General features: G+C 67.8%; 10 protein-coding genes and 1 pseudogene. 7 read left to right on the forward strand and 4 right to left on the reverse strand.

All coding sequences use genetic code 11. The annotated features are described in order from the left end of the window. The first annotated feature begins 25 nt into the window (after window positions 1-25). From gcvPB to D579_RS0103855, 4 genes and pseudogenes are all read left to right on the forward strand, one after another. On the forward strand, window positions 26-1,534 hold the full coding sequence (gene gcvPB, locus D579_RS0103840) for an aminomethyl-transferring glycine dehydrogenase subunit GcvPB (RefSeq protein WP_018951164.1): 1,509 nt from the start codon (window positions 26-28) through the stop codon (window positions 1,532-1,534). 246 nt (window positions 1,535-1,780) lie between these two features. Continuing rightward, window positions 1,781-4,153 (forward strand): PAS domain S-box protein, encoded by a 2,373-nt coding sequence (locus D579_RS0103845; protein ID WP_018951165.1) that lies wholly within the window; start codon window positions 1,781-1,783, stop codon window positions 4,151-4,153. 31 nt (window positions 4,154-4,184) lie between these two features. Further along, window positions 4,185-7,725: pseudogene (locus D579_RS14175) on the forward strand (PAS domain S-box protein). Window positions 7,726-7,749: 24 nt separating this feature from the next. After that, a complete protein-coding gene (locus tag D579_RS0103855; protein ID WP_018951167.1) occupies window positions 7,750-8,109 on the forward strand; it encodes a diacylglycerol kinase in 360 nt (119 codons plus the stop codon). A 190-nt stretch (window positions 8,110-8,299) separates the two neighbouring features. Here D579_RS0103855 and D579_RS0103860 read toward each other — a convergent pair whose 3' ends face one another. Beyond that, window positions 8,300-9,409, reverse strand: a complete 1,110-nt coding sequence (locus D579_RS0103860) for a zinc ABC transporter substrate-binding protein ZnuA (protein WP_018951168.1) — start codon at window positions 9,407-9,409, stop codon at window positions 8,300-8,302. 44 nt (window positions 9,410-9,453) lie between these two features. Between D579_RS0103860 and znuC the strand changes: the two genes are divergently transcribed. Together znuC and znuB are read left to right on the forward strand one after the other, a co-directional pair. Continuing rightward, entirely contained in the window at window positions 9,454-10,287 is an 834-nt protein-coding gene (gene znuC, locus D579_RS0103865) for a zinc ABC transporter ATP-binding protein ZnuC (protein WP_018146126.1), read from the forward strand. After that, window positions 10,284-11,105 carry a zinc ABC transporter permease subunit ZnuB gene (znuB, locus tag D579_RS0103870; RefSeq protein ID WP_026287963.1) on the forward strand — a complete coding sequence of 274 codons (822 nt, stop codon included), beginning with the start codon at window positions 10,284-10,286 and terminating at the stop codon, window positions 11,103-11,105. The genes znuC and znuB overlap by 4 nt, the downstream gene beginning before the upstream one ends. Before the next feature lie 429 nt (window positions 11,106-11,534). On the opposite strand, the gene D579_RS0103875 is transcribed toward znuB, so the two are convergent. From D579_RS0103875 to lgt, 3 genes are read right to left on the reverse strand one after another with little or no spacing between them, the layout of a single operon-like run. Then, window positions 11,535-12,029 carry a dihydrofolate reductase gene (locus tag D579_RS0103875; protein ID WP_018169382.1) on the reverse strand — a complete coding sequence of 165 codons (495 nt, stop codon included), beginning with the start codon at window positions 12,027-12,029 and terminating at the stop codon, window positions 11,535-11,537. A 17-nt stretch (window positions 12,030-12,046) separates the two neighbouring features. Further along, window positions 12,047-12,865 carry a thymidylate synthase gene (locus D579_RS0103880; RefSeq protein ID WP_018951169.1) on the reverse strand — a complete coding sequence of 273 codons (819 nt, stop codon included), beginning with the start codon at window positions 12,863-12,865 and terminating at the stop codon, window positions 12,047-12,049. Window position 12,866: 1 nt separating this feature from the next. Then, complete coding sequence (gene lgt / locus D579_RS0103885; RefSeq protein WP_018951170.1) at window positions 12,867-13,682, reverse strand: prolipoprotein diacylglyceryl transferase; 816 nt, start codon at window positions 13,680-13,682, stop codon at window positions 12,867-12,869. Between the two features lie 101 nt (window positions 13,683-13,783). On the opposite strand from lgt, the gene D579_RS0103890 reads away from it, so the two are divergent. Further along, a complete protein-coding gene (locus D579_RS0103890; protein WP_018951171.1) occupies window positions 13,784-15,817 on the forward strand; it encodes a thioredoxin domain-containing protein in 2,034 nt (677 codons plus the stop codon). The last annotated feature ends 73 nt before the right edge of the window (window positions 15,818-15,890 follow it).

The raw sequence follows: 15,890 nt of genomic DNA on the forward strand, positions 1-15,890 counted from the left end.
CCGAATACGCAAGCGAGAAACCGCTATGAGCACCACTGAAGCCAATCTGATCTTCGAACGTTCCCGCGCCGGCCGCTCGGCCGTGGCCCAGGCGCCGCGCGACCACGCCGCGACCCGCATCCCGGCGAACCTGCAGCGCAAGTCCGCCCCGGGTCTGCCGGCGGCCTCGGAACTGGACGTGGTGCGGCACTACACGCGGTTGTCGCAGAAGAACTTCTCCATCGACACCGAGTTCTACCCACTGGGCTCGTGCACGATGAAGTACAACCCGCGCGCCTGTAACAGCCTGGCGATGCTTCCGGGGTTCCTGAACCGGCATCCGCTTGCTCCGGCCAGCCACAGCCAGGGCTTCCTGCAGACGATGTTCGAGCTGCAGGAGATGCTGAAGGAAGTGACCGGCATGAAGGCCGTGTCGCTGGCGCCGATGGCGGGTGCCCAGGGCGAGTACACCGGTGTGGCCATGATCCGCGCCTACCACGATTCCCGCGGCGATACCGAGCGCCGCGAGATCATCGTGCCGGATGCCGCCCACGGTACCAACCCGGCGACCGCGATCATGTGTGGCTACGAGGTGCGCGAGATCCCCACCGACGATACCGGTGACGTGGATATCGAGGCCCTGAAGGCCGCCGTGGGTCCGCACACCGCCGGGATCATGCTGACCAATCCGTCCACCGTGGGCGTGTTCGAACGGCGCATCAAGCAGATTGCCGGCATCGTGCACGAGGCCGGCGGCTTGCTGTACTACGACGGCGCCAACCTGAACGCGATCCTCGGCAAGGTGCGCCCGGGCGACATGGGCTTCGACGTGATCCACATGAACCTGCACAAGACCTTCTCCACGCCGCATGGTGGCGGTGGACCGGGTTCCGGTGCCGTGGGCGTGGCCGAACGGCTGCTGCCGTTCATGCCGATCCCGCACGTTGTCGAGGCGGAGCAGGGCGGCTACCGCTTTGCCGAGGAGTCCGATCGTCCGCAGAGCATCGGGCGCCTGTCCGCGTTTGCCGGGAACGCCGGTGTGCTCCTGCGGGCCTATATCTACATGCGCATGCTGGGGCGCGAGGGCATGGTGCGGGTCTCCGAATTCTCGACCCTGAATGCCAACTACCTGGCGCGCGAACTGGCCGCAGCCGGGTTCGACCTGGCCTATCCCAAGCGCCGTGCCACCCACGAGTTCATCGTGACCATGAAGAAGCAGGCCAAGGAACGTGGACTGACTGCGGGCGATGTGGCCAAGCGCCTGCTCGACCACGGCTACCATGCGCCGACCACCTACTTCCCGCTGCTGGTGCCGGAGTGCCTGCTGGTGGAGCCGACCGAGACCGAGTCGAAAGAGACCCTGGACGGCTTTGTCGAGGCGATGGCCTGCATCCTGGCCGAGTCGGAGAACGACATGGAAACGATCAAGAGCGCGCCACACACGCTACCGAACCGGCGCTTCAACGAAGTGGCCGCCGCCAAGGCGCTGGATGTCGTGTTCCAGCCCGCCGAGGACGGGGACGCCAGCGCGCCGCGCACCGGTACGCACGGCTGACGGGATTCCCGGGGCCGGCCCCGGGCTTCCTGGTTCGTTCGGAAACGCCCCCGCTTGTCGGGGGCGTTTCCGTTTTGCAGGGCAGTAAACGCCTTTTTGTGGGGTCAAGCGGAAACCAGACTCGTCATCTGGTAGTTTTCTGGATTCAGTCTATCAATCCACTGCCAGGTCCGAGGGCAGAAGACACGCCGGGCGTGTCTTTCACGAAGTCTCCGAAAAGAGAGACACAGACGGGCAAGGAACCCGATGAGCGAGATTTGTGCCATCCACGGCTATGCGGCGCTGTTCGAGCATGCGCCGGTGGGGCTGGCCGAGATGGATACCGAGGGGCGCATCCTGCGCGCCAATCCCCACCTGGGCGCCTTGCTGGCCTGCGATCCGGCGGATCTGACCGACGCGATCCTGCAAGACTACGTGTGCCCGGACGACCGCGAGCGTTGCGCGGCGCGGCGTCACGCCCTGCTGACCGGGGATTGCAGCACCAGCAGCTTCGAGGCGCGTCTGCTGGATGCCACCGGCCAGACGCGCTGGGTGGAAATGACCACGAGCCGAATCCCGGCCACCGAGGACTGTCCCGAGGCCCTGCTCGTGGCGGTCGCCGATATCGCCGTGCGCAAGGAGACGGAGCAGCGTACCGAGACCCTGCTGCGTGCCAGTCCCGCGGTGATCTACACCATGGACCCGTCGGACTTCGGCACCATGACCTGGCTCAGCCGCAACGTGCAGGCGGTCACTGGCTGGGCACCGGAACAGATCACGACCCAGCCGGACTGGCTGCGGACCCATCTGGCTCCCGAGGATTTTCGTCGCTGTGTCGGCCAGGTGAAGCGGTGGCTGGCCGAGGGCGCGCGCGGATTCTGTCGTCTGAGCTATCGCCAGCGCATGCCCAGCGGGCACTGGCAATGGCTGGAGGATCAGGTGACCGCGATCCGCGACGGTCAGGGCGCGGTCGTCGAACTGGTGGGTGCCTTCCAGGACGTGGGGGCGCGGGTGGAGACCGAGCGCCATCTGGAAAAGATTGCGCACAACATGCCCGGGGTGATTTACCAGTACCGCCAGCACCCGGATGGCCGGGCGTCGTTCCCGTATGCCAGTGAGGGCATGGTCGATGTGTACGGCGTGACGCCCGAGGCCGTAATGCTCGATGCCCGCCGCGTCTTCGACGTGATCCACCCGGATGATGTTGATCGGGTCGCCGCCAGTATCGAGGCCTCCATGCGCTGCCTGGAATCGTGGCGTCAGCGCTATCGCGTGCGCCACCCCGAGCGCGGCGAGATCTGGGTGGAAGGGCACGCCAGTCCCGAGGCACTGGAGGATGGCAGTGTGCTCTGGTTCGGGGTGATCCTGGACATCACCGAACGGGTGCAAGCCGAAGAGGTCCTGCATCTGCGCGAGCGCGAGCTGGCCGAGGCCCAGCGCATCGCGCATATCGGCAACTGGGTGTCGGACTTTGCCCGCAACGAGGTTCGCTGGTCGGACGAGGTCTTCCGGATTTTCGGGATGTCCCGCGGTGAATGGGGCGGGACGCACGAGGCCTTTATGCATGCGGTGCATCCGGACGATCGCGAACGGGTCCAGGCCGAGGTGGATGCCTCGCTGGGTGGGGACGGGGCGCTTGATATCGTGCACCGGGTTCTGCGCCCGGACGGCGAAGAGCGTGTGGTGCACGAACGCGGTTATGTAGAGTTCGATGCCGACGGACGCGTCCAGCGGATGATCGGCACGGTCCAGGACATCACCGAACGCCATCATCTGGAGCAGGAGCAGCGTCTGCTGGCGGCGACCTTCGACAGCAGTCAGGCCATCTTCATCACCGATGTCGAGGGTACGATCCAGCGCGTCAATGCGACCTTTACCGAGCTCACGGGATTCACCGAGGAAGACGCGGTGGGCCAGAATCCGCGCATCATGAATTCGGGCCGTCAGGACCGCGGATTTTATGAGGAGATGTTCCACTCGGTGCGTGCAAACGGCCACTGGTCCGGCGAGGTGTGGAACCGGCGCAAGGATGGCCGGATCTTCCCTCTGCACGAGATCGTGACCGCGATCCGGGATGCCAGCGGTGTGATCGAGTACTACATCGCCATGTTCCACGACATCTCGCGGCAGAAGGAGCTGGAGGCTGCGCTGGAATATCAGGCCTTCTACGACACACTGACCGATGCCGCCAATCGGGGCCATTTCGAGGCATTGCTGGAGCAGGAGGCCCGGCGGGCGGAGCGCTATGCGGACCCCTGTTCGCTGGTGATGCTGGATCTGGACCACTTCAAGCGGATCAACGACACCCATGGCCACGACATCGGCGACGAGGTCCTGCGCCGGGTGGTGGCGACGGCCGGCGAACGCCTGCGCCAGTCCGATGTGCTGGGTCGTTGGGGCGGCGAGGAATTCATGGTCATGCTGCCCAGTACCCGGGCCGAAGATGCCTGCCGCCTGGCCGAGGATCTGCGCCGGCAGGTGGCCGCGCTGGATCTGCCCCGGGTCGGGCGGGTGACCATCAGTCTGGGGGTGGCCGAGTGTCGTCGTGGCGAGGCGATCAAGGACTGGATCAAGCGCGCGGACGATGCGATGTACCGGGCCAAGCGCTCGGGGCGCAATCGGGTCGTATGGCAGGATTGACGGCCACGGCCAACCGGCTGGGGGAGACTTGATGGATCCTGCGGGGCATGCAGGCGCGGGCTTGTTCCACCGGGCCGCCGTGGGGTTGGTGTTTCTGGAGGCCAGCGGTCGCATCCATGCGGCTAATGCGCGCCTGGCGGAATGGCTGGGCTGCGCGGCGGACGACCTCCATGGTGTGCGGCTGGCCGATTGTGTGCCGCAGGGGCAGCACAAGGCGTTGATGGACGCCCTCGGGCGCTCCGGTTCGGCCGAAGTGACTCTGGAGCTTTCATTCAGGGCGCCGCACGTGGAGGACGCGACGGCGGTTGCCTGCACGCTGGTGCTGGCGCCCGACCCGGACGGGCGGCTTGCCACCATCCAGCGCGGGGCGCCGGGCGACTCGGCCGCCCAGGTCTACGAACAGACCTTTACCGCCAATGCCGCCCCGAAGCTGCTGATCAACCCGGAGGATGGCGGGATCGTCGATGCCAACCCGGCCGCGGTGGCGTTCTACGGCTATTCGGCCGAGACGCTGAAGCGCATGCACATCCAGGACATCAATACCCTTTCGGCGGACGAGGTGCATGCGGAGATGGAGCGGGCGGCCCGCGAGGAACGCCGGTTCTTCCGCTTTCGCCACCGCATTTGCGGGGACGAGCTTCGCGATGTCGAGGTGTACTCCGGCCCGGTGGTGCTGGACGGGCACCGATACCTCTACTCGATCATTCACGACGTGTCGGAGGCCCGGCGCTACGAACACGAGCTGGAGTTCTACGGCGTGGCCTTCGGTCGCCTCCCGGTGGGGGTCTACCGCAACACCCCGGGGCCGGAGGGCCGCTTTGTCCGTCTCAATCCGGCCATGGTGGAGCTGTTCGAGGCCGCCAACGAGATCGAGCTGCGCTCGACGCCGGTCCGCGAGCTCTACCGCGATCCGCTCGAGCGCGATGCGTTCAGTCGCGATCTCGAGGCTTATGGGCGGGTGGTCGGTCGCGAAGTGGATCTGAGGACCCTGCGGGGACGGCCCTTCCGTGCCCGGATCACCGCCTACCGGACCGAGGATGCGGATGGCCGGTTCGTGTTTGATGGGGTGATCGAGGATGTCACCGAGCTGCGGGCGGCCGAGGCCTTCCAGACGCGTCTGCTGGGCAGTCTGGCCGAAGGGGTGTTTGGGCTGGATCGCTATGGCCGCTATACCTTCCTGAACCCGGCGGCCTGCCGCCTGCTCGGTTTCGAGAGCGAAGGCGATGCCCTCGGGCGGGACGCGCATTCGACCAACCATCACACCCTGGTGGACGGGACGCCCTATCCGTCCGAGGCCTGTCCGATCTACCGCGTCCTCGAGACCGGCAAACCGCTGGAGGCCTGGGACGATCACTTCGCGCGGGCCGACGGGACCCTGTTTCCGGTGAGCGTCTTTACCGCACCCACGTTCGACGTGTCCGGGCGGGTCGACGGCGCCGTGGTCTCGTTCCAGGACCAGACCGCCCGGTATGAGCGCGAGGCGCGTCTGACCAAGGCAACCAGCCACCTGCCCGGGGCGATCTACCAGTATCGGTTGTATCCGGACGGGCGGCATGCCTTCCCGTTCGTCAGCGAAGGCGTCCAGCGGGTGTACGGGTTGTCCCCTGACCAGATCCAGGAGGATGCCGATGCGGCCTTCGCCCGGGTGAACCCCGAGGATCTTCCGCGGATCCAGGTCAGCATCCAGGAGTCGGCGCGTTCGCTGGGGCCCTGGCAGGTGCGTTTCCGCGTCCGCCACCCGATACGCGGGACGGTCTGGGTCGAGGGCCGCGCGACGCCGCAAGTCCTGCGAACGGACGGCAGCATCGTCTGGCACGGGGTGATGATCGACATTACCGAGCAGGTGGCGATGGAGGAGGCCCTGCGCGAGCGTGGCGAGGAACTGGCCGCGGCGCAGCGCATCGCGCACGTGGGGAGCTGGGTCTGGACGATCCAGGAGGATCGCACGCGCTGGTCGGACGAGGTCTATCGTATCTTCGGCCTGCGGCGGGAGGATCGGGAGGCGAACTACGCGGGTTTCCTGCAGGCCGTGCACCCGGACGACCGGGACCGCGTGGCCGCCGCGGTGGAATCGGCGCTGGAGACCGGGGATTTCGACATTCATTTCCTCGTCCTGCGGCCCGATGGCCGTGAGCGCGTGGTCCACACGCGCGGCGCGGTCGAGCGCGATACCGGGGGCAAGCCCCGACGCCTGATCGGGACGGTGCAGGACGTGACTGCTCGCCGCGCGCTGGAGGAAAATCTGCGTCGTCTGGTCGGGATCCTGGAGCACACCCCCGATGTGGTCGGCATGCACGGGCCGGACGGTAGCATGCTGTTCCTGAATGCGGGTGGGCGCGCATTGTTCGGGCTGCCACCGGCCTCCGGAGAGCCGTGGGACCCCGACCGGCTGGAACACACGGGGCCTGCCGGCCGAGGTGGGGTCCCTGGAGGGCGCGATCCGGCGGTTTCATCCGCCCTGGGCCGCGGACGAAATCCTGCAGGAGGCGGCCCCGGTGGCGGTGCGCGAGGGCATCTGGCAGGGCGAGACCGCCGTGCTGGATGGCGAAGGCCGCGAGGTGCCGGTGTCCCAGGTGATCATCGTTCGCCGTGATGATCACGGGCAGGTGCGGCAGATCTCGACCATCCTGCGCGACATCTCGCAACGCAAGGCCGCGGAGGATGCCCTGCGCGAGAGCGAGGCGCGTTTCCGGCAACTGGCCGGCTCCGTGAACGAGGTCTTCTGGCTGCAGGACGCTGAATCGATCCTCTACGTCAATCCGGCCTACGAGCGGGTCTGGGGATACAGCCGCGAGCACCTGTACCGCGACTCGGTCGCGATGCTGGAGGCCGTGCACCCGGAGGACCGCGCTCGGGTGGAGGCGGTGTTTCTCTCCGGGGCTTTCGGCGACGGAACGGCCGACGAGACCTTCCGCATACGGCGCCCGGACGGCGAGCAGCGCTGGGTTCGCGTCTGCCGCTACCCGATTGCGGACACCGAGGGTCGGGTGACCCGGGTGGCCGGGACGGCGGTCGATATCACCGAGCTGAAGGCCACGCAGCAGGAGCTGGAACGCAACCAGGCGGAACTCGAGCGTCAGGCCTTCTATGATCGCCTGACCGGGGTTGCCAACCGGCGGTATTTCGAAAGCCTGCTGGACCGCGAAGTCCGGCGTGCCGAGCGGTATGGACAGGGGTTCGCGCTGGTGATGTTCGATCTCGATCACTTCAAGAAGGTCAACGACACCTATGGCCATGCCACCGGGGATGTGGTGTTGCAGGAGGTGACCCGGGTCGCGGGCGAGCGCCTGCGCAGCGTGGATGTGCTCGGCCGCTGGGGCGGCGAGGAGTTCATGGTCCTGCTGCCGGGCGCCGCGGCGGAGGAAGGCGCCCGGGTGGCGGAGTTGGTCCGGGCGCGCGTGGCCGGGCATGCCTTTCCCCGGGCGGGCCAGGTGACCGTGAGCCTCGGCGTGGCGGCATTCCATTCCGGCGAGCCGCGCGGCGAGCTGCTGCGGCGCGTCGACGAGGCGCTCTACCGCGCCAAGCGCGAGGGCCGCAACCGGGTGGCCCTGGCGCCGCCGCCCACCGCATGAGCGGGCGCACCGAGGGAAATCCGGGTGGCGCATAGTGGCCGGCGTGGCCTGAACCGGGTGCTGCATGCCTTCGGGTATTCCTGGCGCGGGCTGCGCGAGGCGTATCAACACGAGTCGGCGTTTCGTCAGGAGCTGGCGTTGCTCGCGGTATTGCTGCCGCTGGCGATCTGGTTGGGCGAGAGCGGGGTGGAGCGGGCACTGCTGGCCGGCAGTGCCTTGTTGATCCTGGTGGTGGAACTGCTGAACTCGGCGGTGGAAGCGGCGATCGATCGGTTCGGCGACGAGCGCCATCCACTGTCGGCCCGCGCCAAGGACATGGCCTCGGCCGCGGTGCTGGTCAGCTTCCTCCTGGCGGCACTGGTGTGGGGGCTGATCCTGCTCTGACCGCGGTGGGGCATCCGGACCTTTTCCCTTCGGTCACCCCGGCCGAAGCGAAGCGCAGAGCCGGGATATCCGGCCTTGGGGGCTGTCCCGGCGTGGGAGATCCCGGATAACCGCTACGCGGTTTCCGGGGTGACGGCACAGGAGGGTGGGGCGGCGATGCGCGGCTTCCGGAGGTGGGGCCGCGTGTCCGTCAGGAGCCGTTATGTGCCATGCAGTCGGTGAAGCCGTCCGCCATACCCTGCATCAGCAGGAACCAGGCATCGGGGCCAGGCTCCAGCTCCGCGCCGATGGGGTCGAGCATGCCGAGCCGGGTGCCGGTACCCTCGGCCACGGTTTCCGCCAGCGCTGGGCGAAACTGCGGTTCGGTGAACAGGCAGGCGACATCGCCCTGTGCCAGACGGCCGCGCAGTTCGGACAGCCGGCGGGCCCCGGGCATGCGCGAGGGATCGACGCTGATGGAGCCGGCCGCGTTCAGGCCATAGTGCTGCTCGAAGTACTGGTAGGCGTCGTGAAACACCATGAAGCGCTGGTCGCGTACCGGGGCCAGTTGCTCGGCGATCGTGGCGTCCAGCTCGTCGATGCGCTGGAGCAGGCCGTCCCGGTTGTCCCGGATCGTTGCGGCCTGTTCCGGATCGAGTTCCGCGAGGCGCTCCGCGAGTTGTTCGACGATGGCCCGTGCGATGGCCGGCGACAGCCACAGGTGGCTGTCGTAATCGCCATGTGCATGCCCGTGCCCGTCGTCATGCGCGGCGTGTCCATGATCATCCGAGCCGTGAGCAGCGTGGTCGTGCGCGTCATGGTCGTGTGCGTGGTCCGCGTGTCCGTTGTGATCGTCGTGGGCATGATGGTCATGTCCGTGATCGCCGTGATCGTCATGCCCATGGCCGCCATCGTCGCCGTGGTCATGATGGCCTTCCCATACGCCCCCGGTGCGGCCCTCCAGAAGATCGAGATCGAGGTCGTGCATCAGGCTGATGACCGTCGCGCGGTCGGCGATCCCGTGCAGCGAGCGCTCCAGAAAGCTCTCGAGCTCCGGACCGACCCAGACCACCAGGTCGGCCTGCTGCAGGCGCCGTGCCTCGGAGGGACGCATGGAATAGCCGTGGGGCGAGGCGCTGGCCGGCACCAGCAGTTCCACCTCGTGGGTGTCGCCGGCCAGCGCGGCAACCAGACTGTGAATCGGTAGAATCGATGCGACGATGCGCGGGCTGTCGGCCTGCGCGGGCGTGGCCACCGTCACCAGAAACGCCAGGGCCAGGAGCAGGGCGAGGAAGGTCGGGCGGCGGGCAGCAGAGCGCATGGGCGGATTCTCCATCGGATTCAATAACGTTATAGTATACCAATATGAATCGCGAAACCCCTTCCCCGCACGCGCAACCGGCGACGGACGCCTCGCCGTTGCTGGCCGCCCGCGACGTCTCGCTGGAACGCGGCGGGCGGGTGATCCTGGATCATGTCTCGGTCCAGGTGCGCCCGGCCGAGGTGACCGTGGTGATCGGCCCCAACGGGGCGGGCAAGACCTCGCTGTTGCGAGTGCTGCTGGGACTGTGGAAGCCGGGACAGGGCCGGGTACAACGCCGGCGCGGGCTCCGCATCGGCTACATGCCGCAGCGCCTGCAGATCGAGCCGGTGCTGCCGCTGTCGGTGCGGCGTTTCCTGACGCTGCGCCAGCGGGCCCCGGAGGCCGTCCTGCGCGAAGGCCTGGAGCGGGTCGGCGTGCCGCATCTGCTGCACAAGCCGGTGCAGTCGCTCTCCGGCGGCGAGATGCAGCGGGTGCTGCTGGCGCGCGCCCTGCTCAATCGACCGAACCTGCTGGTGCTGGACGAGCCCGCCCAGGGGGTGGATATTGTCGGCCAGGGCGAGGTGTTCAAGCTGATCGATGATATCCGCCACGAGACCGGTTGCGGGGTGCTGATGGTGTCGCACGACCTGCACCTGGTGATGGCCGGGGCCGATGCGGTGATCTGCCTGAACCAGCATGTATGCTGCACGGGTCGGCCGGAGGAGGTTTCGCGGCATCCCGAGTACCAGCGCCTGTTCCCGGAGACGGACATGCAGGGGATCGGCGTCTACCGGCACGATCACGACCACGTGCACGATGTGGCCGGGGATGTGCACGAACATCACGCCGGCTGCGGCCATGCCCACCGGCCCGGTCCCGGGGGCGATTCCCGATGATGGATGGCCTGCTCGACGATTTCCTGATTCGTGCCCTGCTGGCGGGGCTGATGGTGGCCGCCGTCGCGGGGCCGCTGGGGGCCTTCGTGGTCTGGCGCCGCATGGCCTATTTCGGCGATACCGTGTCCCATTCGGCGCTGCTGGGCGTCGCGCTGGGCGTGTTGCTGGGGCTGAATCTCAACCTGATGGTCACGATCGTGTGCGTGGCCATCGCCATCCTGCTGGTACTGCTGCAGCGGCGCCAGGAACTGGCCTCGGACACCCTGCTCGGGATTCTCGCGCACAGTTCGCTGTCGCTGGGGATCGTCGCCGTTACCTTTATCGAGGGGTTGCGGGTGGATCTGATGGCCTACCTGTTCGGTGACATCCTCGCGGTGGGCACCAACGACTTGATGTCCATCGCGATCGGCGGGGGCGTGGCGTTGCTGCTGCTGATCCTGCTGTGGCGCCCGCTGCTGGCGCTGACGGTGCACGAGGAGCTCGCCCAGGTGGAGGGTGTGCCGGTGTTGCTGGTGCGGCTGGGCCTGATGCTGCTGATCGCACTGGTGATCGCGGCGGCGATGCAGGTGGTCGGCGTGCTGCTGATCACGGCGCTGATGATCATCCCGGCGGCTAGTGCCCGGCGCTTTGCGGCCACCCCCGAGCAGATGGCGATCCTCGCCGGCATCATCGGCATGCTGGCCGTGGGGGCCGGGCTGTGGGGCTCCTTCCAGTACGACACCCCGACCGGCCCGACCATCGTGGTCGCCGCGATGCTGGGCTTCATCCTGGTCCACCTGCTGCCCGGCCGCCTGATCCCCCACTTTGGCGGGCGCTGACAACACCGTTCTTCACTACGAAGCGCACGAAGGCACGAAGAACGGGCTAAGGATCCGGGCGATTGTGCACCCTAGGGGGCACAGAGAAAGATTGTTCCTGATTAGCCACGAGGGTCAGCCAGTCAGGGGGATCGTCCAGGGGCGCAAATAGCCCGCCGCAGGTCGCTTTAATCCGGGCCTTTCTGGAATGTCACCGTCCCCGGCCCTTGCCCCTGTGCTGTCATCCCGGCCGCAGCGAAGCGAAGAGCCGGGATCTCCCCCGTCGGGGCAACCCCGGCCGCCGACGTCCCGGATAACCGCTACGCGGTTTCCGGGATGACGAAGCAGGAGGGGCGTGGAGCCCTGGGGCGTGTACCACTGCGTTCCAGGGCCACCTTCGGCCGCCGGGTGCTGTACACACCCGGGCCCGCACGGGGCGCCGGGTCGCGTTCAGCGGCGGCGTTCGAGGCGTTCGAAGGTGAAGGGGCAGGCGTGGCGTTCGTCGGCTTCGTGGTGCTCGGACCAGACGACGTCCCAGTCCGCAGGGTCGAGGGCGGGGAAGAAGGTGTCGCCGGCATGGCACTCGTGCACCCGGGTCAGGTGCAGCACGTCGGCGCGCGGCAGGGTCTCCTCGAACAGGCCGGCGCCGCCGATCACGAAGGCGGGGCCGGCCTCGATGGTGGCCAGCGCCGCATCCAGATCGCGATAGACCTCGACACCCTCCGCTTGCCAGTCCGCCTGGCGCGTCAGCACCAGGTTGCGGCGATTCGGCAGCGGCCGTCCGATGGATTCGAAGGTGCGCCGACCCATGATCATCGGGTGACCGGCAGTCATTCGCTTGAAGTGCTGCAGGTCCTTCGGCAGGTGCCAGGGCAGGTCGTTGTCGCGCCCGATCACGTGATCCGGATCGAGCGCGACCATCAGATGAATCTCGGGCTGGGGCATGGGGACTCCGGTAACGCTCAGATCGCGATGGGGGCCTTGATCGGGGGGTGGGACTCATAGTCGCGCACCTCGATGTCGTCGAAGGTGAAGGCGAACAGGTCGGTGACGTCCGGGTTCAGGTGCAGGGTTGGCAGCGGCAGCGGTTCGCGCCCGAGCAGTTCTTCGACCTGCTCCTGGTGGTTGCGGTAGAGGTGGGCGTCGCCGAAGGTATGGACGAACTCGCCGGGCTTCAGGCCCACCACCTGCGCGAGCATGTGGGTCAGCAGCGCGTAGCTGGCGATGTTGAACGGCACGCCTAGAAACACATCCGCGCTGCGCTGGTAGAGCTGGCAGGACAGGCGATCGTCGGCCACGTAGAACTGGAAGAGGGTGTGGCAGGGCGCCAGGGCCATGCGCCCGGCCTCCGCGTTGGCCTGTGGCGAGATGGATTCGTCCGGCAGGTCGGCCACGTTCCAGGCACTGATGATGTGGCGCCGGGAGTGGGGGCGGTTCCTCAGGTTGTCGATCAGTTCGACAAGCTGGTCGTGGCCGGCCCAGTTGCGCCACTGCGCGCCGTAGACGGGACCGAGGTCGCCGGCCGCGGTGGCCCACTCGTCCCAGATGCGGACCTTGTGCTCGCGGAGGTAGCCGACATTGGTATCACCGGCGATGAACCACAGCAGTTCGTGGATTACCGAGCGCAGATGGGTGCGTTTGGTGGTGACCAGCGGGAAGCCGTCGGCCAGGTCGAAGCGCATCTGGTAGCCGAATACCGAGCGCGTGCCGGTACCGGTGCGGTCCGGGCGGTCCGTGCCGTGGTCGCGGATGTGCCGCACCAGGTCCAGGTATTGCTGCATCTCAGGCGGTCTCCGGGGCCGGGCGGGGTGCGGGCAGGGGGTTGCGCCGCGACCAGACGATCAGGGCAACGCCGAACAGGATCACCGGCAGGGTCAGGACCTGCCCCATGGTGAGCCAGTCGAAGGCGAGGTAGCCGAGATGGGCGTCGGGCACGCGGACGAACTCGACCGCGAAGCGGAAGCTGCCGTAAAGCGTCAGGAACAGCCCGGAGATGAGTCCGGTACGCCGCGGCTGGCGCGAGACGACCCACAAAACCACGAACAGCACGAGCCCTTCGAGAAAGGCCTGGTACAGCTGCGACGGATGACGGGGGATGTAGTCCGCGGCCGGGAAGACCATGGCCCAGGGCAGGTCGGTGGGTTTGCCCCACAGCTCGCCGTTGATCCAGTTGCCGATGCGCCCGGCGCCCAGGCCGATCGGGATCAGGGGGGCGATGAAGTCGGTCAGACGGAAGAACGGCTGGCCGATCTTGCGGGCGTATAGCCAGCAGGTGACCAGCACGCCGGCCAGCCCGCCGTGGAAGGCCATGCCGCCCTCCCAGATGCGGAACAGGCTCAGCGGGTCGGCCAGCGTCGTGTCGAGGTTGTAGAACAGTGCATAGCCGAGCCGCCCGCCGACGACGACCCCGAGTACGCCCCAGAACAGCAGGTCACCGACCTGCCAGGGGTGCAGGGGGTCCCAGCTGCGACTGCGTGTGCGCCATACGCCCAGCGCCCAGAAGGCGACAAATCCGACCAGGTATGTCAGGCCGTACCAATACAGGGTCAGTGGGCCAATGGACAGGGCGACGGGGTCGATAAACGGGTGTGTGGGCATGGGCGCTTGCGGATGAAAAACCGGCTGCACATGCTACTCGCCCGGGCCCCGGCATGCACCTGTATGTCGCTAGCCCGATCCACCTGCAAGGAGGCCGCGCGATGAATCGACTGGCCGGGGCCAGCAGCCCGTATCTGCTGCAGCACGCCGACAATCCTGTGGACTGGTACCCCTGGGGCGAGGAGGCGCTGGAGCGCGCCCGCCGCGAGGACAAGCCGATCCTGCTCTCGATTGGCTACTCTGCCTGCCACTGGTGCCACGTGATGGCGCACGAGTCCTTCGAGGACCCGGACACCGCCGCGGTGATGAACGAACGCTTCGTCAACATCAAGGTGGACCGCGAGGAGCGCCCGGACCTCGACCGCATCTACCAGAACGCGCACATGCTGCTGTCGCAGCGCCCCGGAGGCTGGCCGCTGACCGTCTTCCTGACCCCGGACCAGGTGCCGTTTTTTGCCGGGACCTACTTCCCGAACACCCCGCGCCACGGCCTGCCATCGTTCGTGGATCTGATGACCCGGGTGTCCGATTTCCTCGCCGAGCACCCCGAGGAGATCCAGCGCCAGAACGACTCGTTGCAGCAGGCACTGGGGCGGATCTACAGCCCGGCCGGTGGCGCGATCCCGGCCCTCAGTGTCATCGACAAGGGGCGCGCCGAACTGGCGAAGACCTTCGACGAGCAGTTCGGCGGTTTCGGTGACGCCCCCAAGTTCCCGCACCCAGCCTCGCTCGAGTGGCTGGCCTGGCACTCGGCGCGCCATGGCGATGCCGAGGCGGAGCGCATGCTGGCCCGCACGCTGGGTGCGATGGCCGCCGGCGGGATCTTCGACCAGGTGGGCGGTGGCTTCTGCCGCTACTCGGTGGATGCCCGCTGGATGATCCCGCACTTCGAGAAGATGCTCTACGACAACGGGCCGTTGCTGGGGCTGTACGCCGAGCGCGCCGCCCACGGCGACGAACGCGCGCGGCGGGTAGTGGAGCCGACGGTCGCCTGGCTGGAGCGCGAGATGCGGGATCCCTCCGGGGCCTTTTATTCGAGCCTGGACGCGGACTCCGAGGGCGAGGAAGGACGCTTCTATGTCTGGGACCCGGAGACGGTCCAGGCGCTCCTGACGGAGGACGAGTGGGCCGTGGCCAGCCGGGTCTGGGGACTCAACGGCCCGGCCAATTTCGAGGGGCGCTGGCATCTGCACGAGGTGGCGCCAGCGGCGACCGTCGCGGATGCGCTGGGGATCGACGAGGCGGAGGCGAACACGCGTCTGGACCGTGCCCGCGAACGCCTGCTCGCGGCACGCGAGGACCGGGTCCGACCGCATCGCGACGAGAAGATCCTGGGCGCCTGGAATGCCCTGATGATCGCGGGCCTGGCGCGTGCCGCGCGCGCCCTGGAGCGCCCGGAATGGTTGCGCCTGGCACGCGAGGCGATGACCGCCGTGCGCGAGCGTCTGTGGCGCGCCGGGCGGTTGCACGCCAGCGTGCGCGAGGGGGCGACCGGCGCGATGCCGCGCGCCTACCTGGACGATCACGCCCTGTTGCTGGAGGCCACGCTGGCGCTGCTGGAGGCCGAGTGGGACAGCGACCTGCTGGCCTGGGCCACCACGCTGGCCGACACCCTGTTGGAGGAATTCGAGGACCGCGAACAGGGCGGTTTCTTCTTCACCGCCCGGGATCACGAGGCACTGATCCAGCGCCCGAAGGTCTATGCCGACGATGCCATGGCGGCCGGCAACGGGACCGCCGCTCAGGTATTGCAGAAACTCGGGTTCCTGCTGTCCGAACCCCGCTACCTGGAGGCGGCCGAGCGCACGCTGGCGAACGCCGGCCCGATGGTCGAGCAGGCGCCACTGGGCCACATGAGCCTGCTGACCGCGCTGGACATCCATTACCAGGCGCCGGCCCTGGTCGTGCTGCGGGGGCCAGCCGACGAACTTCCCGCGTGGCAGCAGCGACTGCGGGCGCAGGATGCTCCGGTGTGGACCTTCGCGATTCCCGCGCAGGCCGGCGATCTGCCCGCCGCGCTCGCGGAGAAAGCCGCCCCGGAGACGGGCGTGCGGGCCTATGTCTGTCGCGGGTTGCAGTGCGCGGCCCCGGTGACCGATCCCGTTGCGCTGGAAGGTGCGCTCGACGAGGGTTGAATCGCCCGGACTCGCACCCACGGTAGAATGAGAGCCCGTGTGTAGGAGCCTGCTTGCAGGCGAATGCCCCTGC

The organism is Thioalkalivibrio sp. AKL12, from assembly GCF_000377925.1.
GTDB classification, from domain to species: Bacteria; Pseudomonadota; Gammaproteobacteria; order Ectothiorhodospirales; family Ectothiorhodospiraceae; genus Thioalkalivibrio; species Thioalkalivibrio versutus.